Below are 20643 nucleotides of genomic sequence, written 5' to 3'. Positions count from 1 at the left end.
CCTCATATCGCCCGCCGTCCCCTGTCGTAGCTCGCGCGAGGCGCGCACACTGGGGGTGAGGGCCCTGGGGAGGGAGACTCCGGATGAGGAGCACGAGGTCGTTCGGCCGGCTGCGGGACTCCCCCTGGCCGCGCTCCGGCGCCGCCGCCCTCGCGGGCGCGCTGCCCGTGCTCGCGTTCCCGGCACCCGCGCTGTGGTGGTTCGCCTACGTCGCCCTCGTCCCGTGGATCGCGCTGGCCCGTACCGCGCCGACCGGACGCCGGGCCGCGCTCGACGGCTGGTGCGGCGGGCTCGGGTTCATGCTGGCCGTGCACCACTGGCTGCTGCCGAGCCTGCATGTGTTCATCTTCCTGATAGCGGCCCTGCTGGGCGCGCTCTGGGCACCCTGGGGCTGGCTGGTGCGCCGCTTCCTGGGCGGCACCCCCTCCCCCGGTCGCGCCTCGGCCGCCCTGCTCGTGCTGCCCTCGGCCTGGCTGGCGGTGGAACTGGTCCGTTCCTGGCAGGGTCTCGGCGGCCCGTGGGGCATGCTCGGTTCCACCCAGTGGCAGGTCGGGCCGGCGCTGCGCCTCGCCTCGGTGGGCGGGGTCTGGCTGCTCAGCTTCCTGGTGGTCGCCGTCAACGTGGCGCTGACGGTGCTGATTTCGGTCCGCGCCTCCCGCGTCCCCGCCGTCGCCTCCCTGATCGCCACCGCCGCCGCGACGAGCGCCGCCTACGCCTGGGCTCCGCGCGCGGACGTGGACGGCCGGGCGCGGATCGCGGTCGTCCAGCCCGGCGTGTACGACGGCCCCGAGCAGCGGTTCGCGCGGGAGGAGTCGCTGACCCGGCAGTTGGCGGGGCGGGACGTGGACCTGATCGTCTGGGGCGAGAGCAGCGTCGGCCATGACCTCGGCGACCGCCCCGACCTGGCCCGCAGGATCGCCGCGCTGTCCCGGCAGACCGGCGCCGAGGTGCTGGTGAACGTGGACGCGCGCCGCTCCGACCGCCCGGGCATCTACAAGAGTTCGGTTCTCGTCGGCCCCGACGGCCCCACCGGCGACCGGTACGACAAGATGCGGCTGGTCCCGTTCGGGGAGTACATACCGGCCCGCGCGCTGCTCGGCTGGGCCACCTCGGTCGGCAAGGCGGCGGGCGAGGACCGGCACCGGGGCACGGAGCAGGTCGTGATGGACGCCGGGCGCCTGCGGACAGGCCCGCTGGTCTGCTTCGAGACCGCGTTCCCCGACATGGGCCGCCACCTCACCGAGGACGGCGCGGACGTGCTCCTCGGCCAGTCCGCCACCTCGTCCTTCCAGCACAGTTGGGCCCCCGAGCAGCACGCCTCGCTGGCCGCGCTGCGGGCCGCCGAGACCGGCCGCCCGATGGTGCACGCCACCCTGACCGGCGTCTCGGCCGTCTACGGCCCGGACGGCGAACGCGTCGGCCCCTGGCTCGGCACCGGCGCGAGCGCCGCCCAGGTGTACGACGTACCGCTGGCGCACGGCGTCACCCCGTACGTGCGGCACGGCGACTGGCCGGTGGGCGGCGCGCTGCTGGTGCTGGCGGTGCTGGGTGTGACGGAGGGCGTGCGGACGCTCAGGCCGCGCCGGACGGGTCCTGAGCCGCTCGTACCACGCGCTCGCACAGCTCGTGAGTCGCCAGCGCGTCCCGTGCGCTGAGCGGCTGACCCGCGCGGACGGCGTCGAGGAAGGCGAGGACGGCGCCCTCGATGCCGCGCTGCCGGGACACCGGGACCCAGTCGCCCCGGCGGCGCACGGTGGGCTGGCCCTTGTGGTCGATCACCTCGGCGAGGTTGATCACCTGGCGCTTGGTGTCCTGCCCGGAGACCTCCAGGATCTCCTCGGCCGAGCCGCTGAGCCGGTTCATCACGCCGAGCGCGGTGAAGCCGTCGCCGGAGAGCTGGAGCACGACGTGGTGGAGCAGCCCGTCCTCGGCACGGACCCGCACCGTGACGTCGTCCACCGGGCCGGGGACCAGGAAGCGCAGGGTGTCGACGACGTGGATGAAGTCGTCCAGGATCATCGAGCGCGGTTCCTCGGGGAGACCGACCCGGTTCTTCTGGAGCAGGATCAGGTCGCGCGGGTGCTCCAGGACCTGCGCGTAGGCGGGGGCGTAACGCCGGTTGAAGCCGACGGAGAGCGGCACGCCCCGGCGCTCGGCCAGCTCCACCAGCTTCTGGGAGTCGGTGAGTTCGTAGGCGAGCGGCTTGTCGACGTAGGTGGGGACGCCCGCCTCCAGGAGCCGGGTGACGATCTCCGGGTGGACGGCGGTGGGCGCGTGCACGAAGGCCGCGTCGAGACCGGCGTCCAGCAGCGAGTCCAGCGTCTCGTGCCGCTGCCCGGCGGGCAGGTGCAGCGAGTCGCCCACGGCGGCGAGGGTGGCGGGGGTGCGGGTCTGGAGGTGGAGGTCGAGGCCGGGCTGTGTGCCGAGGACCGGCAGATACGCCTTCTGCGCGATGTCGCCGAGTCCGATGCAGCCGACCTTCACCTGTGTTCTCCCTACCGCTGTCCCACGTTCTCGTCCTCGGAAGCATACGGCGGGCGCCAGTCGGCGATGCCGTCGAAGGACCGCAGCAGCAGCGCGGGGGCGGCCTTGGCAAGGGCGGCCACGGCGGTGTCGCGGACGGTTACGGCCGCGCGGCCGCCCGCCATGTTGAGGCGGGCCGCCCGGACGGCCTGGCGGGCGATGCCGGTGGTGCGCGGGAGCCGGGCCGCGGTGTACGCGGCGAGGTCGGCGCCGTGGTGGGCGAGCACGACGGCGTCCTCGACGGCCTGGTTGCCGCCCTGCCCGAGGGTCGGCGGCATGGCGTGCGCGGCGTCACCGAGGAGGGCTACGCGGCCGGAGTGGAAGGCGGGCAGCGGTTCGGCGATGTGGTGGACGTCGTGGCGGAGCACGTCCTCGGGGCGGGCGGCGGCGAGCACGACGGGGATCGGGTCGTGCCAGTCGCCGTACCGGCGCAGCAGTTCGGCCCTCTCGTCGTCCGGGGCGCGCCGTCCTGCGGGGGCGGTGGCGGCCGCGTAGGCGTAGACCCGTCCGTCCTTGAGCGGGTGGGTGCCCCAGATGCGGCCCCGGCCCCAGGTCTCGTGCGAGGCGAAGTGTGCGCCGGGCACCGGGATCAGGAGGCGCCAGGTGGTGAAGCCGGCGTACACCGCGCCGGGGTGGGCGGGGAACAGGGCTGCGCGGACAAGCGAGTTGACGCCGTCGGCGCCGATCACGAGGTCGGCCTCCCACACCTCTGCGCCTACGGTCACTTGGGCGGGCCGGTGGGTGTCGCCGGGGTGGGTGAGGGTGGCGGGGGACGCCGTGCGGACGGTGCCGGGCGGGAGGAGGGCGGCGAGGCGGTCGACCAGGGTGGTGCGGGGCAGCAGGACGAGGGGGCCGCCGAAGCGCGCGGCCAGCGCCTCGGGGTCGGACTTGGCCAGCCAGCGGCCGCCCGGGGTGCGCAGTCCGCCCTCGCCCTGCCAGGCGGCCAGGTCGCGGATCTCGTCGCCGAGGCCCAGCGTGTCCAGCGCGCGCAGGGCGTTGGGCGCGAGCGAGATGGCGGCGCCGACCGGCTCCAGCGAGGGCGCCCGCTCCAGCACGGTGACGTCCCAGCCGCGCCGGTCAAGGGCGGCCGCCGCGGTGAGACCCCCGATGCCGCCGCCGATGACCAGCGCCCGCGCCGCCTTCGCCATGACTCCTCCATGGAACGTGGGACTACTCCTGTAGTGGACCTCCACCGTACTACGCCCGTAGTGCCACCACCAGCCCCGCCGGGGTGCCACCGTCCCCCGGATAGGGTCGCCCCATGTCCGCACCCAGCCCGTCCCGCGCCGACCTCGTCGCCGACACCGCCCTCGCCCTGCTCGCCGAGCGCGGCATGCGCGGCCTGACGCACCGGGCCGTGGACGAGGCGGCCGGACTCCCCCTGGGCTCCACCTCGAACGTGGCCCGCACCCGCCAGGCCCTCCTCGAACTGGCCGTACGCCGGCACGCCGAGCGAGAGGCCCATCTGCTGGCCCCGGCCGGGATGCCCGACCCGGCGGGCGGCCCGGACGCCCTGGCCGACGCCCTCGCCCTGGCGGTCCACCGCTCCCTCACCGAGGGCCGCCCCCTCCTGATCGCCCGGTACGAACTCGCCCTGGAGGCCACCCGCCGCCCCGAGTTGCGCGCCTACTACGACGCCACCGGCGCCGTCTTCCGGGACCACCTGACCACCCTGCTCCGCGCGGCGGGCTCCCCCGCCCCCGAGCGCCACGTCCTCTCCCTCATCGCCTGGGCGGACGGCCTCATGTTCACCTGCGCGGTGGGCACCTTCAGCAACCGTCCGCCGGGCCTGGACGAAGTGCGGACCGGGCTGCGGGAGTTGCTCCGCGGCATGCTCGGTCACTGAGCGCGCGTCACCCTGCGTCCGCGCCACGCCCTCCCCGCGGGGCGAGAGATCACTCGTGTGGGGCATCGCGAGCACGTCGGTGGTGGATGGCGGGCGCAGGGGTGCGCAGAGTGGGCGGGTGGATCGAACTTCGTCTGCCGCGGCGCTGCTGGTGGCCGTCACGACTCTGACCGGGTGTATGACCGTGCACGGGCCGGCGGTGCCCGCTTCGGGGCCGGGCGGCCCGCCCTCGCGGGCGGCGGCGGCCCGGCCGGACGGGAGCGCGCTGCCCCGCATGGACCAGGAGCCGGGGCAGGAGTCGCTGGAACGGACCGGCCCCTCCCCCAGCGCCGAGAAGCCGCACCGCCCGGCGCCCGCCGTCGTGCCCGAGCCCCGGCGGACGCCCGTCGCCCCGGCCCCCCGCCGGGCGTACCCGGACCGGCCGCGCGCCGACACCCCGCACGCGCCCCGCGCAGTACCGCAGATCCCGAACGTGTGCGCGCTGGGCAAGAAGTACGGCGGCTGGCCCAAGAACAGCCCGCAGTCGACGATCTGCGAGCGGGCGTACGGGCGCTGAGCGCCGGCTAGTTCACCGGCCGCTGTCTCGGCGGTCCCCAGCCGTCGCCCTCCGCGGGGCCGGTGTCGGGGAGGCGGAGTTCCAGGCGGCTGATCGCGGCCCGGACGCCGGTGCCGTAGCCGTCGTCGGGGAGGGTGTCGGCCGCGCGGCGGGCGCGGCGCAGATGGGTGCGGGCGGCGTCGGCGCGGTCCAGCTTGAGGTAGTCGGCCGCGAGGCTGAGGTGCAGCGAGGGGTAGAAGCCGCGCACGCTCGCGGGGTCGGCGCCGGGGCGGCCGTCGGTCAGCTCGTCGGCCGCCGACAACGCCCTCAGGTCCCAGGCGAGTTCGTCCGCCGGGTCGTCCTGGGTGTCGGCCAGGTAGTGGGCGAGGGTGCAGCGGTGCAGCGGGTCACCGGACTCGGCCGTCTCGGCCCACAGCTCCAGCAGCCGGCGCCGGGCCTCCTCGCGGTCGCCGCCCCGGTGCAGCATGACGATCTGCCCGATCCGGCCCAGCAGGGCATCGGGCGCCGTCTGCTCCTGTCGCTCCGCCACCGCGCCCTCCGGACCCGTCATCCGGCCGCTCGTCGGCCGTCCGCCCATGACGCTAACCGCAGCCGGCGGCGATCCCGGGCAGGCGGCCCCGAACGGAACGGTGAGACCGCCTGGCCGGTCCCCGGTCAGCCCAGGTCGGGGATGCGCCAGTCGATCGGCTCGTGGCCCTGCGCGGCGACGGCCTCGTTGATCTGGGTGAAGGGGCGCGAGCCGAAGAACTTCTTCGCGGACAGCGGCGAGGGGTGCGCGCCCTTGACCACCACGTGCCGCGTCTCGTCGATCAGCGGCAGCTTCTTCTGCGCGTAGTTGCCCCACAGCACGAAGACCGCCGGGTCGGGACGGTCGGCCACCGCGCGGATCACCGCGTCCGTGAACTTCTCCCAGCCCTTGCCCTTGTGCGAGTTGGCCTCGCCGGAGCGCACGGTGAGCACCGCGTTCAGCAGCAGGACGCCCTGTTCGGCCCACGGCATCAGATAGCCGTTGTCCGGGACGGGCAGGTCCAGCTCCTGGTGCATCTCCTTGTAGATGTTCCGCAGCGACGGCGGGGTCTTCACACCGGGCCGCACCGAGAAGCACAGGCCGTGTCCCTGGCCCTCGCCGTGGTACGGGTCCTGGCCGAGCACGAGCACCTTGACCTTGTCGTACGGCGTCGCGTCCAGCGCCGCGAAGACCTCCTCGCGCGGCGGGTAGACGGGACCCTTCGCCCGCTCCTCCTCGACGAACTCCGTCAGCTCCTTGAAGTACGGCTGCTGGAGTTCGTCGCCCAGAACGCCCTGCCAGGACTGGGGCAGCATGGCGATGTCGGTCACGTCGGTCCCTCACGATCGGCGGTCACTTCCAAGGCTTCAGAACCTACAGGCGACCACTGACAACGCCGACGGCAGGCCGCTCACCAGCTCGTCTTCCGGTTCAGCTCCCACATCATCATGATCGTCGAGGGGTCGAGGGCGCGCTCGCCCCCGGAGATGTCCTCGCTCGCGGCGATGTACTGGCGCCCCTGCCAGAGCGGGATCAGCCGGGCGTCGTCCACCATGATCCGCTGGGCGGCCGTCAGGTCCTTCACCACCTGAACCCGGTCCCCCTGCGCCCGCGACCGGGGCAGCAGCTCGCCGGTGATCTTCTTGCTCACGTAGGGGGTGCCCAGCGCGTTGTGCTCGCCGACGAAGGGCGCGATGAAGTTGTCCGCGTCGGGGAAGTCCGGGAACCAGCCCCGGCCGAACACCGGGTACTCCCCCTTCTGGTAGCCGGTCACATAGGTCTTCCAGGGGCGGGCGCGCAGGGTGATGGTGAACAGCCCGGAGTCCTCCAGTTGCCGCTTCAGCTCCCGGAACATCACGCCGGTCTCGGAGCCGTAGCGGTCGGAGGCGTACCAGAACGTGAGCGGGACCCGCTGCTTGATGCCCGCCTCGGCGAGGATCGCGCGGGCCTTGCCGGCGCTGGGCTCGCCGAAGCGGTCGAAGTAGGAGGTGGCGTGGCCGGTCAGGCCCTTGGGGACCATCGAGTACAGCGGTTCGACGGTGTCCCGGTACACCTTGTGCGCGATGGCGCCCCGGTCCACGACCTGGGCTATGGCCTTGCGCACGGCGGCGTTCCCGGCCCAGCGGTCCTTGGGGTTGAACACCAGGTAGCTGATGTCGGTGCCGGTGCCGTCGACCAGTTGCAGACCGGCCGGGGCCTGCTGCTGGAGGGTGAGGATGTCGTCGGCGGCGAGTCCCCGGTAGGTGACGTCGATGCGCTTGTCGCGCAGGGCCTTGACCATCGCGGCGGAGTCCTGGAAGTACCGGATGGTGACCGCCCGGTTCTGCCGCTCGGCGAAGCCCTCGTACCGGTCGTTGCGCACCAGCACGGCCTGCTTGCCCTCGTCGTAGGACTCCAGCCGGTACGGGCCGGAGCCGTGCACGTCCGTGTCCTTGCGCAGCGAGCCCGCGGGGTACTCGCGCGGGTCGACGAGGGACATGGCGGGGGTGGCGAGGACGAACGGGAAGGTGGCGTCGGGCTTCTTGAGGTGGAAGACGATCTCCCGCGCGCCGGCGGTCTCCACCCGGTCCAGCCCCTCCAGCAGTCCGGCCGGGCCGCTCGGGGCGTTGATGGTGCGGATGCGGTCGATGGAGTGCCGGACGGCCTCGGCGTCGAGCGGGTGGCCGTCGGCGAACTTCAGCCCGGCACGCAACTTGCAGCGGTAGGTGCGGCTGGTGGAGTCGGTGAAGGAGCAGCTCTCGGCGGCGTCCGGCTGGGGGGTGGTCGCGCCGTTCGGGTAGGCCAGCAGGGTCTGGTACACGTTGCGGAACAGTTCCCAGGAGCCGTCCCAGGCGCCCGCCGGGTCCAGGGTGCTCGGCGCGCTCGTCGTCCCCACCACGATCGGGCTGCTGTCGTCCGGGCCGCCGTCGGAGAGCAGTCCGCAGCCGGGCAGCAGGGTGATGAGGGACGTCAGGGACACGGCCGCCGCGACCCTGCGCCGGACTCTGTTCCGCTTGAACACGCGCTCGCTCCTCGATCCGCCGTACCAAGGCGGCAGACCATACCGCAGCCCGAGACCTCCTGAACCTCCCCTGAAACATGGGTTGTTGAACGGTTATGGGATGACTACGTTGTCACGGTCGCGACCCCCTCCGGAACGCGCACGGGCGCCGCTCCCCCTGAAGGGGAACGGCGCCCGTGGTGGCGCGTGCCGGACGGGGTCAGCCCACCCCGGCGTTGAGGAAGATGCCGCCGTCCACGACGAGCGTCTGACCGGTTACCCAGTCGGACTGCGCGGAGGTGAGGAAGGCCGCGGCCCCGCCGATGTCGGAGGGGACGCCGAGCCGGCCGAGCGGGTAGGCGGCGGCCGCCTCCTCCTCCCGGCCCTCGTACAGCGCCTCGGCGAACTTGGTCTTCACGACCGCCGGGGCGATGGCGTTGACCCGCACCTTCGGCGCGAACTCGTGCGCGAGCTGCTGGGTCAGGTTGATCATCGCGGCCTTGCTCACGCCGTACGCGCCGATGAACGGCGAGGGCGCGATACCGGCGACGGAGGCGATGTTGACGATCGCGCCGCCGTTCTCCCGCTGCCAGGCGTGCCAGGTCTTCTGGGCGAAGCCGAGCGCCGAGATCACGTTGGTCTCGAACACCTTGCGGGCCACGTCCAGGTCGACGTCGGCGATGGGGCCGAAGACCGGGTTGGTGCCCGCGTTGTTGATCAGATAGTCGACGCGGCCGAACGCTTCCATGGCGCGTTCGACGGCCTCGGTCTGGTGGGCGAGGTCGTGGGCCTTGCCGGCGACGCCGATGACGCGGTCGGCGCCGAGCCGCTCGACGGCCTCCTTCAGCGCCTCCTCGTTGCGGCCGGTGATGACCACGCGGTCGCCGCGCGCCACCAGGGCCTCCGCGACACCGTAGCCGATGCCCCGGCTGGCGCCCGTGACGAGCGCGGCCTTGCCGGAGAGTGCGGGGAGTTCAGTCATGTCCGTGTGCTCCAGGGTTCCTCGGGGTCCGGACCGGCTAGTCGAGCGGTCCGCCCGCGACGTACAGCACCTGGCCGGAGACGAATCCGGCCGCCTCGCCGGTGAAGAAGGCGATGGCGTTGGCGATGTCCTCGGGCTCACCGACGCGCTGGACCGGGATCTGGGTGGCGGCGGCCTTCTTGAAGTCGTCGAAGCCCATGCCGACGCGGTCGGCCGTGGCCTTGGTCATCTCGGTGGCGATGAAGCCGGGGGCGACGGCGTTGGCGGTGATGCCGAACTTGCCCAGCTCGATGGCGAGAGTCTTGGTGAAGCCCTGCAGACCCGCCTTGGCGGCCGAGTAGTTGGCCTGGCCGCGGTTGCCGAGCGCGGAGGACGAGGACAGGTTGACGACCCGGCCGAAGCCCGCGTCCACCATGTGCTTCTGCACGGCCTTGGTCATCAGGAACGAGCCGCGCAGGTGCACGCCGAGCACGGTGTCCCAGTCGGACACGCTCATCTTGAACAGCAGGTTGTCGCGGAGCACACCGGCGTTGTTGACCAGGATGGTCGGCGCGCCCAGCTCCTCCGCGATCCGCGCGACGGCGGCCTCGACCTGCGCCTCGTCGGAGACGTCGGCACCGACCGCGAGGGCCTTGCCGCCCGCCGAGGTGATCTTCTCGACGGTGTCCTTGCAGGCGGCCTCGTCCAGGTCGACGACGGCGACGGCGTGACCCTCGGCGGCCAGCCGGACGGCGGTGGCGGCGCCGATGCCGCGCGCCGCGCCGGTGACTACCGCGACCCGCTGTTCTGTGGTGGACATTGCTGCTTCTCCTCGCCCTTGAGAGAACCCGGCCGGTCCGGACCGGACCCGCCGTGCGGTGAGCGACCGCTTAGTACCTTCAGCACCCGTGACGCTAGAAGCCCTGGCACCCGGTGTCAACGGGACACCGGGCGGTGTGATCCATTACCTCACCAGGAGGTCCAGCAGACGCTCCGTCTCGGCCACCGGGTCGGCGGTCAGCCCGGTGTGCACCGGTCCGGGTCGCACGACCGTGGAGCGGGGCGCGATCAGCCAGCGGAAACGCCGCCCGGCGTCGTCGCCGGCCGCCTGCCCGGCCTCCTCCCCGCCCGCGCAGATCCGCTCCACCGCACCGAGCGCGGCCCGCACCCCGGCCACGTCCGCGTCCGGGTCGAGCGCGAGGAGCCGGGCCTCGTCCAGGTGGGTGCGGGCGCCGACGTAACCGCGGGCGCGGCAGTAGACGATCACGCCCGCGTTGATCCGCTCGCCGCGCTCGACACGGGGGACGACCCGCAGCAGGGCGTACTCGTACACCTCGCGGTCGCCGCCCTGGCCGCCCCGGATGATGTGGCGCTCGACCACATCTCCGGCCATGTGGATGTGGTGCTCGCTCACTTGCTCTCCTTGAGGCCCTCGATACGTTCGTGGACGGTGCCCGCGCGGGCGAGCAGCGGGCGCGCGTAGGCACGGCGCAGGTCGTCGGGGGTGTCGAAGCCGGGCTCGTCGGCCAGCCAGGCGTCGGGGATCTGGGCGGTGACCTCGGCGAGCAGCTCCTCGGTGACCAGGGGGGCCAGGTCGGCCGCTGCGGCGGTGACGTCGGGCGCGAATCGGGCGAGGGCGTGGTCGGCGGCGTCGTAGGGCCGGGCGGCGGAGGCGTCCACGGAGGGCCAGTTGTGGTGCCAGATCATGGTGGCGCCGTGGTCGATGAGCCACAGCCCGCCCCGGTGCACCAGGAGGTTGGGGTTGCGCCAGGAGCGGTCGACGTTGTTGACCAGCGCGTCGAACCACACGATCCGGCCCGCCTCCTCGGGGTTGACCGGGAAGGCGAGCGGGTCGTAGCCGAGGGCGCCGGAGAGGAAGTCCATGCCGAGGTTGGCGCCCCCGCTGGCGCGCAGCAGGTCCTGCACCTGCCGCTCGGGCTCACCCAGTCCGAGCACGGGGTCAAGGCCGACGGTCACCAGCTCGGGCACCCGGAAACCGAGGCGCCGGGCGAGTTCCCCGCAGACGACCTCGGCGACCAGGGTCTTGCGGCCCTGCCCGGCGCCGGTGAACTTCAGGACGTAGAGCCCGAGATCGTCGGCCTCGACGAGCCCCGGCAGCGAGCCGCCCTCACGCAGGGGCGTGACGAACCGGGTGGCGGTGACTTCGGTCAGCATTTGCCCAGGCTATCTCGCGTACGACGACCCACCTCGGCCCCTGTTCCGGCCCCGCTCCTGCGAGGATCGGCGCATGACGAACACTCCGCTGCGCATCAACGCCCTCATCGTCGACGCCGCCGACCCCGAGCGGCTCGCCGCGTTCTGGTCCGAGCTGCTCGGCAGGCCGGTCGTGGGCCGCACGGGCCCCTACGTATGGCTCCGGCGCGAGGACGGCCTGGGCCTCGGGTTCCAGCGGGCCGACGGCCCCAAGTCCGGCAAGAACCGCGTGCACTTCGACGTCACCGCCGCCGACCCGGCCGCCGAGCAGCGGCGCGTCGAGGCGCTCGGCGGGCGCCGGCTGACCGAGTACGACGAGGGCGGGTTCCTGGTGATGGCGGACCCGGAGGGCAACGAGTTCTGCGTCATCCCCGACGGCCCCTTCGAGCTGGACGACGACGGCCGCGCCCACTACCTCGGCTGACCCGCCACCCCTACGATCGGCGACGCACCCCTCCCGGCCGTACGACGTCAGGAGCACCATGGAGACCTCGCCCTCCGGAGCCCCGCACCGCCTCTACCCCGCCGGGGGCTGCCCGCACGCCGACAACGCCCGCCTGCTGGCCCGCGGCGCGGTGGCGCCCGTCGAACTGCCGGGCAAGATCGAGGGGATGGCCGTCCTGGGCCACGACGCGCTGCGGGAGTTCCTCCAGCATCCCGACGTCGCCAAGGACGTGAGGCACTTCAAGGCGCTGCACGAGGGCCGGATCACGCCCGGCTGGCCGCTGCTGACGTTCGCCACCGTGCGCGGCATGACCACGGCCGACGGGACGGACCACCGGCGGCTGCGGTCCCTGGTCAGCCGGGCCTTCACCCCGCGCCGGGTGGACGGACTCCGGCCGCGCGTCGAGGAGTTGACCGACGCACTGCTGGACGACCTGGCGGCGGCCGACGGCGTCGTCGACCTCCGGCAGCGCTTCGCGCTCCCGCTGCCAATGGGTGTCATCTGTGAACTCCTCGGTGTGGACGAGCAGTTCCGTGACCGTCTGCACCGGCTCAGCGATCAGGTGGTGGCGACCGACATCGGGCCGGAGGCCGCGCTGGCCGCCAACCGCGAACTCGTCGCCGTCCTCGGCGAGATAGCCGCGAGCAGGGCCGCGCACCCCGGCGACGACCTGACCAGCGCCCTCATCGCGGCCCGTGACGAGGACGGCGACCGGCTCGGGCAGGAGGAGCTGATCGGCACGCTGGTACTGCTGATCGTGGCCGGGCACGAGACCACCCTGAACCTGATCACCAACGCCGTACGTGCCCTGTGCGCCCACCGCGACCAGCTCGACCTGGTCCGTTCCGGGGCTGCGAGCTGGGCCGACGTGGTGGAGGAGACCCTGCGCTGGGACTCGCCGGTGAGCTACTTCCCGTTCCGCTACCCGGTACGGGACCTCACCGTCGACGGTACGACGATCCCGGCGGGCACCGCGGTCCTGGCCGGCTACTCCGCCGCCGGACGCGACAAGGCGGCGCACGGCCCGGACGCCGACCGTTTCGACGTCACCCGCCCGGCCCGCGCCGACGCCGTGCGCAACCTGTCGCTGGGGCACGGCGCCCACTACTGCCTGGGCGCTCCGCTGGCCCGGCTGGAGGCCACGGTCGCGCTGGAGCGGCTGTTCACCCGCTTCCCGGACCTCGAACTCGTCGTGCCGGAGGAGGACCTGCCCCGGCACGCCGGCTTCGTGGGCAACAGCGTGCGGGAGCTGCCGGTGCGCCTCTGACCGGCCTCAGCGCTTGGGTGCCGCCTGGAGGGACGGCAGGGTGAGGTGCCACCACTCGGCCAGGCGGGCGGTGATGGGGGCGGTGCCCTCCAGCGCCTCGGTCAGCGAGCAGAGGCCGAAGAAGGCGCGCACCAGGGCGCGGGCGGTGGGGGCGGGCCTGATGTGCGGGGCCAGTTGGCCGGTGGCCCGTGCCTGGGCCAGCAGGCGGGTGGTGGCGGCGGTCCAGAGGGCGAAGGGATCGGGGAGCGTGGTGTTGATGACCTCGCGCTCGGCCCACAGCCTGGCGCCCCCGCGTGTCACGGGGTCCTCGGCCAGGGCTTTGGCGATGTCGTAGCTCAGCGCGACCAGCCGGTCCATCGGCGGGACCTTGTCGTTCGTATACCGGGCGGTGAGTTCGGGCCAGGTGGCGAAACGATCCTGGACGACGGCGAGGGCGATGCCCTCCTTGCTCGCGTAATGGAAGTACACGGCGCCGCTCGTCCGCCCCGACCTGCTGCTTATGTCGTTGACGCTGGTGCCCGCGTACCCGCGTTCGGCGAAGAGGGAGGCAGCCGCCTCCAGGAGTGATCGGCGCGTTGCCCTGGCCCGTTCCTGCAACGTCCCGTCCACCCTCGCTCAATGTTCCCGACGCCGAAGAATGTAGTGCGCCCGCGTGCGCCGGGGGCAACCCGCAACCACACTCGCGCGGTAATTGCGCATTTCTTTCGAGGATGAACGCTGGCGAGTGGTAAAGGGTGCGCAACCCCACCGATTCGGTACTTCGCCGGTGGAGCGGCGGCCCTCGTGCATGGGGGACGGCCTTGTAGCGAACATGCCTCAACTGTGGTTTCACACAAAGCCGTTGGCGACCCCGGTGACCACTCCCGCCTCCGCTCGCCCCGAGTGCGCATACACCCCGAAACCCCTCACCGTCGATAACTCTTTGTAGTCATTTCTTCACTCTGAGCATGCAAATAACGTAGCCGACACGATGTTTCCGTTTCCCGAGCTATGCCGGGAATGCCCGTTCCAGGGAGGTCATTGTGTCCACCACGGGCCATCATCTGCTGGGCTGGTCCCCCAAGGCCGTCGTCTTCGACTGCGACGGCACGCTGATGGACAGCGAACGCCACTGGCAGGAGGCCCGCAGCCGGGCCTTCCGGGGCTTCGGCCTCCAGGCCCCGCCCGGCTTCGCCGACCAGGCCAAGGGGGTGCACTACGCCGACTGCGGGCGGCTGATGGCCGAGGCGGTGCACAAGCCGGAGCTGACCACCGACCTCACGGCGGCACTCCTCCACCACTTCCTCGCCCTCGTCGCGGACGACCCGGTGACGATGCCGGGCGCCGTCGAACTCGTGCGGCTGCTCTCCGGCAGACTCCCCCTCGCCGTGGCCAGCAACTGTCCCTCGGAGGTGGTGGAGGCGAGCCTCGAACGGGCCGGGCTGCGCGGCCACTTCGCGCACATCGTCGTCCCCTCCGCGACCCCGGCCGGCGAGACGGGTACGGTCCGCCCCAAGCCGTGGCCGGACGTGTACGAGACGGCGGCCCGGCTGTGCGGGGTGCGCGCGGAGGAGGCACTGGCCGTCGAGGACTCGCTGACCGGCGTGGAGTCGGCCGGCCGTGCCCGGCTGCGCGTGCTGGGCGTCGGTCCCCGGCCGGACGGGGACGACGCCCACCGGGCCGACCTGTGGGTACCGGCGCTGCACACACCGGAGTTGCTGACCTGGGTGCACACCTGGGCGCCGCCCGCCGCGAGTTGATCCGGGGTACGGCTCTTACGCCGCCCTCATGCCCGGGCGGCGAGGATCGGGGCCGTCGATGAACGTCAGGTGCCACGGGGCCGTACCCCTGGACGGATCAAGAACGCTCACCCCGGCGGAAGGAAACGCCCCATGACCAGCGCAACGCCCCGACCCACTGCCGGACCGGACCGGCGTACCGTGATCGCGGCAGCGGGAGCGGCCGGACTCACCGTGGCGCTGGCGGCCTGCGGTTCGGACGACGGCGGTTCGGACGCGGTCGGCTCCGGTTCCGCCGGGGACGCCCTCGCCAAGACCGCCGACATCCCGGAGGGCGGCGGCAAGATCTTCAAGGACAAGGGCGTGGTGGTCACCCAGCCCAGCGCGGGCACGTACAAGGCCTTCTCCGCCAAGTGCACGCACCAGGGCTGCGCGGTGGGCAGTGTCGCGGACGGGGTGATCGTCTGCCCGTGTCACAACAGCCACTTCTCGGTGGCGGACGGCAGCGTGAAACACGGGCCGGCGACGGCTCCGCTGCCCGAGGAGAAGATCACCGTGGCCGGCGACGAGATCAAGCTGGCCTGACCGGGAAGGGGGCCACATGACCGTCACGCAGCAGCGCCGGGGCCGGAAGATCATGATGACGCCCGGTGAGCTGGACGAATTCCTGACCAGTCAGCGCACCTGCCGGGTGGCGACCGTCTCGGCGGACGGCACCCCGCACGTGAGCGCGCTGTGGTTCGCCTGGGACGGCACCTCGCTGTGGCTCTACTCCGTGGTGCGCAGCAGACGCTGGACCCAGCTCCGGCACGACTCCCGGGTGGCGGTGGTCGTCGACTCCGGTGAGGAGTACGACCAGTTGCGCGGGGCCGAGCTGTCCGGGCGGGTGGAGTTCGTGGGCGAGGTGCCCCGCACCGGGGAGCTGTGCGCCGAACTCGACACGGCGGAGACGCTGTTCGCGCGGAAGAACTTCGGCATGGACGAGATGCCGCACGACGGCCGGCACGCCTGGGCCCGACTGACCCCGGAGAAGGTCGTGTCCTGGGACTTCCGCAAGCTCAGCGGACGTTGAGGGTTCAGCCGAGCCGCGCGGCCGCCGTGCGCAGGGCGTCGACGGCGGCCCGGATCGAGGGCCGTCGGTCGGCGTCGGCGCGCCACAGCACGTAGACGTGCCGCCGCACCCGCTGCTTGAGCGGGACGAGGGCGACGCCGGGCGGTACGGGGTCGCGGCCCAGCAGGGGTGCGATGCACACGCCGAGCCCGGCGGCGACCAGCGCCAGTTGGGTGTGGGTCTCGCCCGCGCGGTGGCCGACGAGGGGTTCGACACCCTTGGAACGCAGGGTGAACAGCAGCCACTCGTGGCAGAACTCGCCCTCGCCCCAGGTGATCCACTCGTCCCCGGCGAACTCCGCGAGGTCGACCTCGTCCCGGCCGGCCAGCGGGTGCCCGGCGGGCAGGGCGACCTCAGCGGGGTCGTCCAGCAGGGGTTCCTTGACCAGGCCGTCGGGCACCGGCATCGGCTTGTTGTACCAGTCGAGGACGACCGCGAGGTCCAGGTCGCCGCGCGCGACCCCGGCGACGCCGAGTTCCGGCTCCAGCTCGCAGGAGCGGAGCCGCAGGGCGGGGTGCTGGGTGCGCAGTGTGGCGAGCGCGGCGGGGAAGAGGCCCCGGGCGGCGGTGGGGAACGCGGACATCCTGAGTTCCCCGGCGACCTGGCCCCGGTGTGCCTCCAGGTCGGACTGGGCCAGCTCGACCTGGGAGAGGATGCGGGCGGCGTGCTCGGACAGCAGGCGTCCGGCGTCCGTGAGCCGTACCCCGCGCCCGTTCTTGGCGAGCAGGCGCTGCCCGGCCTCCCGCTCCAGCTTGCCGAGCTGCTGGGACACCGCGGACGTGGTCACGTGCAGCGCCTCGGCGGCGGCGCTGACCGAGCCGTGCCGGGCGAAGGCGTGCAGGGTGCGCAGGCGCTCCAGGTTCAACATGTAAGCGATCCTAAACGGTACCGCGCTTGGATTCTCGATTGTGCTACGAAGTTGCGTCCAGCATCTTTGACGGCATGAGCACGGTCACCCCTTCCCGGACCCAGTCCCCCGCTGACACTTCGACCCCCGCACGCCCGCCCCGTCTGCTCGACTGGCGGCTGCGCTTCGGCCTGCTGTCCCTGATCTGGGGCTTCAGCTTCCTGTTGATCAAGGTCGGTACGGGAGCGTATGCCCCCTTCCAAGTCACCTTGGGTCGCCTGCTGTTCGGCACACTGGTGCTCGTGGCGGCCATGGCCGTGAAGCGGGAGCGGCTGCCGCGCGGCGCCCGTACCTGGGCCCACCTGACGGTGGCCGCGTTCTTCCTGAACGCCCTCCCCTTCTCCCTCTTCGCGTTCGCCGAGCTGACGATCCCCTCCACGCTGGCCGGCATCTGCAACGCCACCTCCCCGCTGTGGGGCATGGCCTTCTCGCTGGTGGCCCTCTCCGAGGACCGCCCCACCCGCATCCGCGTCGCCGGACTCGGCCTCGGCTTCCTCGGTGTCCTGACGGTTCTCGGCGCCTGGCAGGGCTTCCACGGCCTGGACGCCCGAGGCACCGCCCTGGCCCTCCTGGCCTCCCTGAGCTACCCGGTCGGCTGGATCTACGTCCGCCGCACCCTGGCCGGCACGACCAATTCCCACCTCTCGATGACGGGCGCGCAACTGCTCCTCGCGACGCTCCAACTCGCGCTCGTCACCCCGCTGTTCACCAGCATCCCGGCCCACTTCCCGGTAGTCCCGCTCCTCGCCGTCGCCGCCCTGGGCGCCCTCGGCACGGGCGTGGCGATGCTCATCCAGTACGGCCTCGTCGCCGAGGTCGGCCCCACCACGGCCCAGATGGTCACCTACTTCGTCCCGGTGATCGCCACCGTGGCCGGAGTGACCATCCTCGGCGAATCCCTCCGCTGGACCACCCCGGTGGGCGCGGCGATCGTCATCGCGGGGGCGGCACTGACCCAGGTCAGGCGTAAGGGCTGACCGCCCTACCCGTACGACCGCCCCGGAGACGGCCGCACCGCCGCCGCCACCGCGTCCGCCAGCGGGACGATGTCCGCCTCGGCCAAGGGCGAGACCGTGATGCGAACGGCGGGTGGGGAGTTCAGGCGGAAACGGGCGCCGGGGGCCACGGCCCAGCCGGACTGGAGGAGGCGGGCGACGGCGCCGGTCTCGTCGGGGACCGGGACCCAGACGTTCATGCCGCTGCGGCCGTAGGCGGTGACGCCGCGCTCCGCGAGGGCGTCGAGCAGCCGCCCGCGGCGCGTGCTGTAGGACGCCGCCACCTCCGGGCCCACCGCGCCGTCGGCCCAGAGGTGGGCGACGGCGTGTTGGAGCAGGTGGCTCACCCAGCCGGGGCCGAGCCGCTGGCGTCCGCGGACCAGGTCGACGGTGCGGGCGTCCCCGGCGAGGACGGCGAGCCGGAGGTCGGGGCCGTAGGTCTTGGAGACGGAGCGGACGAAGGCCCAGTGCGGGGTGGCGCCCGCCAGGGGGTGGGCCGGGAGGTCGACGAAGCCATGCCCGTGGTCGTCCTCGATCAGCACGGTGCCGGGATGCTCGCGCAGCACGGCACGGAGTTCGCGGGCGCGGCCGGCACTCACCGAGGCGCCCGTGGGGTTCTGGGCGCGGGTGGTGACGAGCAGGGCGCGGGCGCCGGAACGCAAGGCGGCGTCCAGCTCTGCGGACAGCGGCCCCGCGTCGTCCACGCCGACGGGCACGGGCCGCAGCCCGAGCGCCGGGATCAGGTCCAGCACGCTCCCCCAGCCGGGGTCCTCCACGGCGACGGCGTCGCCGGGCCGCAGATGGGCGGCGAGGACGCGTTCGATGGCGTCGAGCGAGCCGGAGGTGAGGGTGAGCGGCCCGGCCGGAACCCCGTCGGCGTCCAGTGCGGCGCGGGCCGCGCGGACGAGGTCCGGGTCGGCCGGGTCGTCGCCGTACAGCGCCGGGGCGCGGTCCGCGCGGGCGGCGGCCTCCGCGAACGCCGGGCCGAGGGCGGGCAGCAGCGCCGGGTCGGGGTTGCCGGTGGACAGGTCCCGCGCACCCTCCGGCACGTCGAGGCGCAGCTCGTCGCGGCCGGTGGTGGCGGGCTTGGGGCGGACCCTGCTGCCCCGGCGGCCGGCGGTCTCGATCACCCCGCGCTCGCGCAGGGTGCGGTAGGCGGCCGCGACCGTATTGGGATTCACGTCAAGCCGGGCCGCCAACTCCCGCATGGGTGGCAGCGGTTGGCCCGGCAGCAGCTCTCCCGAGCCGACCGCGTGTTCGACGCTGGCCGCGATCTCCGCTGCGCCACGCCCCTGAATCGGATACTCTCCTAGCACAAACGTAATTATGCACTAGTGCAATACAGCAGTCCAGGGAGGGCCGCCATGCAGGGCACCGGACAGGCAGCGCCGCAGGCCGACTACGCACCGACCGACCGCACCGTGCCCACCAGGGCCCCGCAGCGTGCGTCGTACGACAAGGAGGCGGTGCACGCGATCCTCGACGAGGGCTACCTCTGCCACCTCGGCTTCGTCCGCGACGGCGCCCCGGTGGTGCTGCCCACGCTGTACGGCCGGGTGGGCGAGCGGCTCTACGTGCACGGGTCCACGGGTTCGCGCCCGCTGCGGATGACCGGCGCCGCCGATCCGGGGCTCCCGGTGTGCCTGACGGTCACCCATGTCGACGGCCTGGTGCTGGCACGCTCCGCCTTCCATCACTCGATCAACTACCGCTCGGTGGTGGTGCACGGCGTCGCCCATGAGGTCACCGATCCCGAGGAGCGCCGGATAGCGCTGGACGCCGTGGTGGACCAGGTCGTGCCGGGCCGCTCGACCGACTCCCGCCCCGCCAACCGCAAGGAACTGGCGGCGACGGCGGTGATCCGGCTGGACCTCCGGGAGGTCTCGGCCAAGGTCCGCACCGGCGGCGTCAACGACGAGCCGGAGGACCTCACCCTGCCGCACTGGGCCGGAGTCGTCCCCGTACAGAAGACCTACGCGGCCCCGCTCGCCGACGCCGACCTGGCACCCGGCACCGAACTGCCGGACTACCTGACGGAGTTGACGAAGAAGGCCCCCACCGCCTGACACGCGCCCGGGAGCCTAGGCGGCGGTGCCCCGCGCCGACAGCTCCCGTTCCGCGCCGCCCGCCGCGACCGGCTCGTCCAGCCCCTTCGCCGGCGCGGAGGACTGCGCGATGAACGCCCCGAGGAGGACGACCGCACCCCCGGCCACCTGCGGCAGCGACAGGTGCTCGCCGAGCAGCACCCAGGCCAGCACGGTCGCGATGACCGCCTCCAGACACGCGACGACCCCGGCGACCTGCGGCGACAGTCGCCGTACCGACAGCACGCCGGTGACGTAGGCGGCGACCGTCGCGACGAGCACGATCCAGGCGAGCAGCGCGAGGGCGGGCACCGGGGTGCCGTCGAGGTGCGCGGTGCCGGTCAGCACCGAACGGTCCATGGTCCAGGGCCGCGCCACGAGGGTGAGCACCACGGCGCCGACCATCAGGCCGTACGCGATCACGCCGAGCGGGTCGGGCGCCCGCTCCCCCGCGTCGCCGCCCTGGTCGGACAGGACGAAGTAGCCGACCTGGCAGCAGGCGGCACCGAGGGCGAGCAGCAGGCCGAGCGCGTCGAAGCGCAGCCCGGACCACACCTCGACCACGCAGGCGAGCCCGCCGGCCGCGAGGACCACGCCGAGCGCGGCCGCCCTGGTCACCGGCCGCCGCTGCACGAACCGCACCCAGCCGAGCACCAGCGCCGGGGCCAGGTACTCCACGAGCAGCGCGACGCCGACCGGGATGCGGGAGAGCGCGGCGAAGTAGCACGCCTGCACTCCGGCCACCGCGAGCAGCCCGAACCCGGCGAGCAGCGCCGGGCGCTGCCAAAGCAGCGCGCGGTGCCGCACGGCGAGGGGCAGCATCACCAGGGCGGCGCCGGTGACCCGGAGCCAGACGACGTGCAGCGGGTCCAGGCCCGCTTCGATCAGCGGCTTGGCCGCGACTCCCGACCCGCCGAAGGCCAGGGCGGAGACCAGCGCGAGGCTCAGCCCGGCGCCTCGGCCGTGGCCGCTCCCACTGTTTCCGGACGTACGCACGCGCAACATGATGACAGGCGATGACATGAGCGT

General features: G+C 73.1%; 23 protein-coding genes. 10 read left to right on the top strand and 13 right to left on the bottom strand.

Going from position 1 to position 20643, the window contains the following annotated elements; all coding sequences use genetic code 11:
- Positions 1–83: 83 nt before the first annotated feature.
- Complete coding sequence (gene lnt / locus OG448_RS26245) at positions 84–1655, top strand: apolipoprotein N-acyltransferase (RefSeq protein ID WP_405557365.1); 1572 nt, start codon at positions 84–86, stop codon at positions 1653–1655.
- Here the strand turns inward: lnt and OG448_RS26240 are convergent.
- Positions 1573–2484 carry a Gfo/Idh/MocA family protein gene (locus tag OG448_RS26240; protein ID WP_405557363.1) on the bottom strand — a complete coding sequence of 304 codons (912 nt, stop codon included), beginning with the start codon at positions 2482–2484 and terminating at the stop codon, positions 1573–1575. The two genes, lnt and OG448_RS26240, sit on opposite strands and share 83 nt — an antisense overlap.
- An 11-nt stretch (positions 2485–2495) precedes the next feature.
- The gene (locus tag OG448_RS26235) at positions 2496–3671 is read right to left on the bottom strand and encodes an FAD-dependent oxidoreductase (RefSeq protein WP_405557361.1); all 1176 of its coding nucleotides are present in this window, start codon (positions 3669–3671) and stop codon (positions 2496–2498) included.
- A gap of 113 nt (positions 3672–3784) precedes the next feature.
- Here OG448_RS26235 and OG448_RS26230 point away from each other — a divergent pair, with 113 nt between their 5' ends.
- Complete coding sequence (locus OG448_RS26230; RefSeq protein WP_405557360.1) at positions 3785–4369, top strand: TetR/AcrR family transcriptional regulator; 585 nt, start codon at positions 3785–3787, stop codon at positions 4367–4369.
- A 118-nt stretch (positions 4370–4487) separates the two neighbouring features.
- Complete coding sequence (locus OG448_RS26225; RefSeq protein WP_405557358.1) at positions 4488–4925, top strand: hypothetical protein; 438 nt, start codon at positions 4488–4490, stop codon at positions 4923–4925.
- A 7-nt stretch (positions 4926–4932) separates the two neighbouring features.
- Here OG448_RS26225 and OG448_RS26220 read toward each other — a convergent pair whose 3' ends face one another.
- From OG448_RS26220 to OG448_RS26190, 7 genes are all read right to left on the bottom strand, one after another.
- Complete coding sequence (locus tag OG448_RS26220) at positions 4933–5454, bottom strand: hypothetical protein (RefSeq protein WP_405557357.1); 522 nt, start codon at positions 5452–5454, stop codon at positions 4933–4935.
- 125 nt (positions 5455–5579) lie between these two features.
- Entirely contained in the window at positions 5580–6263 is a 684-nt protein-coding gene (ung, locus tag OG448_RS26215) for a uracil-DNA glycosylase (protein WP_405557355.1), read from the bottom strand.
- A gap of 80 nt (positions 6264–6343) precedes the next feature.
- Positions 6344–7933 carry an ABC transporter substrate-binding protein gene (locus OG448_RS26210; RefSeq protein WP_405557354.1) on the bottom strand — a complete coding sequence of 530 codons (1590 nt, stop codon included), beginning with the start codon at positions 7931–7933 and terminating at the stop codon, positions 6344–6346.
- 199 nt (positions 7934–8132) lie between these two features.
- The gene (locus tag OG448_RS26205) at positions 8133–8894 is read right to left on the bottom strand and encodes an SDR family oxidoreductase (protein WP_405557352.1); all 762 of its coding nucleotides are present in this window, start codon (positions 8892–8894) and stop codon (positions 8133–8135) included.
- A gap of 37 nt (positions 8895–8931) precedes the next feature.
- Positions 8932–9693, bottom strand: a complete 762-nt coding sequence (fabG, locus tag OG448_RS26200; RefSeq protein WP_030808836.1) for a 3-oxoacyl-ACP reductase FabG — start codon at positions 9691–9693, stop codon at positions 8932–8934.
- A gap of 144 nt (positions 9694–9837) precedes the next feature.
- Complete coding sequence (locus tag OG448_RS26195; protein ID WP_391297851.1) at positions 9838–10287, bottom strand: DUF3037 domain-containing protein; 450 nt, start codon at positions 10285–10287, stop codon at positions 9838–9840.
- On the bottom strand, positions 10284–11048 hold the full coding sequence (locus OG448_RS26190; protein WP_405557350.1) for a HipA family kinase: 765 nt from the start codon (positions 11046–11048) through the stop codon (positions 10284–10286). Before OG448_RS26190 ends, OG448_RS26195 begins: the two co-directional genes overlap by 4 nt.
- A gap of 73 nt (positions 11049–11121) precedes the next feature.
- Between OG448_RS26190 and OG448_RS26185 the strand changes: the two genes are divergently transcribed.
- A complete protein-coding gene (locus OG448_RS26185) occupies positions 11122–11511 on the top strand; it encodes a VOC family protein (RefSeq protein ID WP_405557349.1) in 390 nt (129 codons plus the stop codon).
- A 58-nt stretch (positions 11512–11569) separates the two neighbouring features.
- Complete coding sequence (locus OG448_RS26180) at positions 11570–12799, top strand: cytochrome P450 (RefSeq protein ID WP_405557347.1); 1230 nt, start codon at positions 11570–11572, stop codon at positions 12797–12799.
- Positions 12800–12805: 6 nt separating this feature from the next.
- On the opposite strand, the gene OG448_RS26175 is transcribed toward OG448_RS26180, so the two are convergent.
- Positions 12806–13408: a ScbR family autoregulator-binding transcription factor gene (locus OG448_RS26175; protein WP_405557346.1), complete on the bottom strand. Its 603-nt coding sequence runs from the start codon at positions 13406–13408 to the stop codon at positions 12806–12808.
- A gap of 413 nt (positions 13409–13821) precedes the next feature.
- Between OG448_RS26175 and OG448_RS26170 the strand changes: the two genes are divergently transcribed.
- From OG448_RS26170 to OG448_RS26160, 3 genes are all read left to right on the top strand, one after another.
- The gene (locus OG448_RS26170) at positions 13822–14538 is read left to right on the top strand and encodes an HAD family hydrolase (protein WP_405557345.1); all 717 of its coding nucleotides are present in this window, start codon (positions 13822–13824) and stop codon (positions 14536–14538) included.
- 132 nt (positions 14539–14670) lie between these two features.
- A complete protein-coding gene (locus tag OG448_RS26165; RefSeq protein WP_405557343.1) occupies positions 14671–15102 on the top strand; it encodes a Rieske 2Fe-2S domain-containing protein in 432 nt (143 codons plus the stop codon).
- A gap of 16 nt (positions 15103–15118) precedes the next feature.
- Positions 15119–15589, top strand: coding sequence for a pyridoxamine 5'-phosphate oxidase family protein (locus tag OG448_RS26160; protein WP_405557341.1), 471 nt, complete (start codon positions 15119–15121; stop codon positions 15587–15589).
- 4 nt (positions 15590–15593) lie between these two features.
- On the opposite strand, the gene OG448_RS26155 is transcribed toward OG448_RS26160, so the two are convergent.
- A complete protein-coding gene (locus OG448_RS26155; RefSeq protein ID WP_405557339.1) occupies positions 15594–16496 on the bottom strand; it encodes a LysR family transcriptional regulator in 903 nt (300 codons plus the stop codon).
- A gap of 74 nt (positions 16497–16570) precedes the next feature.
- Between OG448_RS26155 and OG448_RS26150 the strand changes: the two genes are divergently transcribed.
- A complete protein-coding gene (locus tag OG448_RS26150) occupies positions 16571–17512 on the top strand; it encodes a DMT family transporter (protein WP_405557337.1) in 942 nt (313 codons plus the stop codon).
- Positions 17513–17517: 5 nt separating this feature from the next.
- On the opposite strand, the gene OG448_RS26145 is transcribed toward OG448_RS26150, so the two are convergent.
- Entirely contained in the window at positions 17518–18846 is a 1329-nt protein-coding gene (locus OG448_RS26145; protein WP_405557335.1) for an aminotransferase class I/II-fold pyridoxal phosphate-dependent enzyme, read from the bottom strand.
- Between the two features lie 48 nt (positions 18847–18894).
- Here OG448_RS26145 and OG448_RS26140 point away from each other — a divergent pair, with 48 nt between their 5' ends.
- Complete coding sequence (locus OG448_RS26140) at positions 18895–19596, top strand: pyridoxamine 5'-phosphate oxidase family protein (protein ID WP_405557334.1); 702 nt, start codon at positions 18895–18897, stop codon at positions 19594–19596.
- A 15-nt stretch (positions 19597–19611) separates the two neighbouring features.
- Here the strand turns inward: OG448_RS26140 and OG448_RS26135 are convergent, their stop codons facing one another.
- Positions 19612–20619 (bottom strand): EamA family transporter, encoded by a 1008-nt coding sequence (locus OG448_RS26135; RefSeq protein ID WP_405557332.1) that lies wholly within the window; start codon positions 20617–20619, stop codon positions 19612–19614.
- Positions 20620–20643 lie beyond the last annotated feature (24 nt).

Origin of the sequence: Streptomyces sp. NBC_01171 (genome assembly GCF_045039805.1) — a bacterium.
GTDB lineage: Bacteria > Actinomycetota > Actinomycetes > Streptomycetales > Streptomycetaceae > Streptomyces.
The sequence above is the reverse complement of the archived record's forward strand: the minus strand, read 5'-3'. Positions and strand labels throughout refer to the sequence as shown.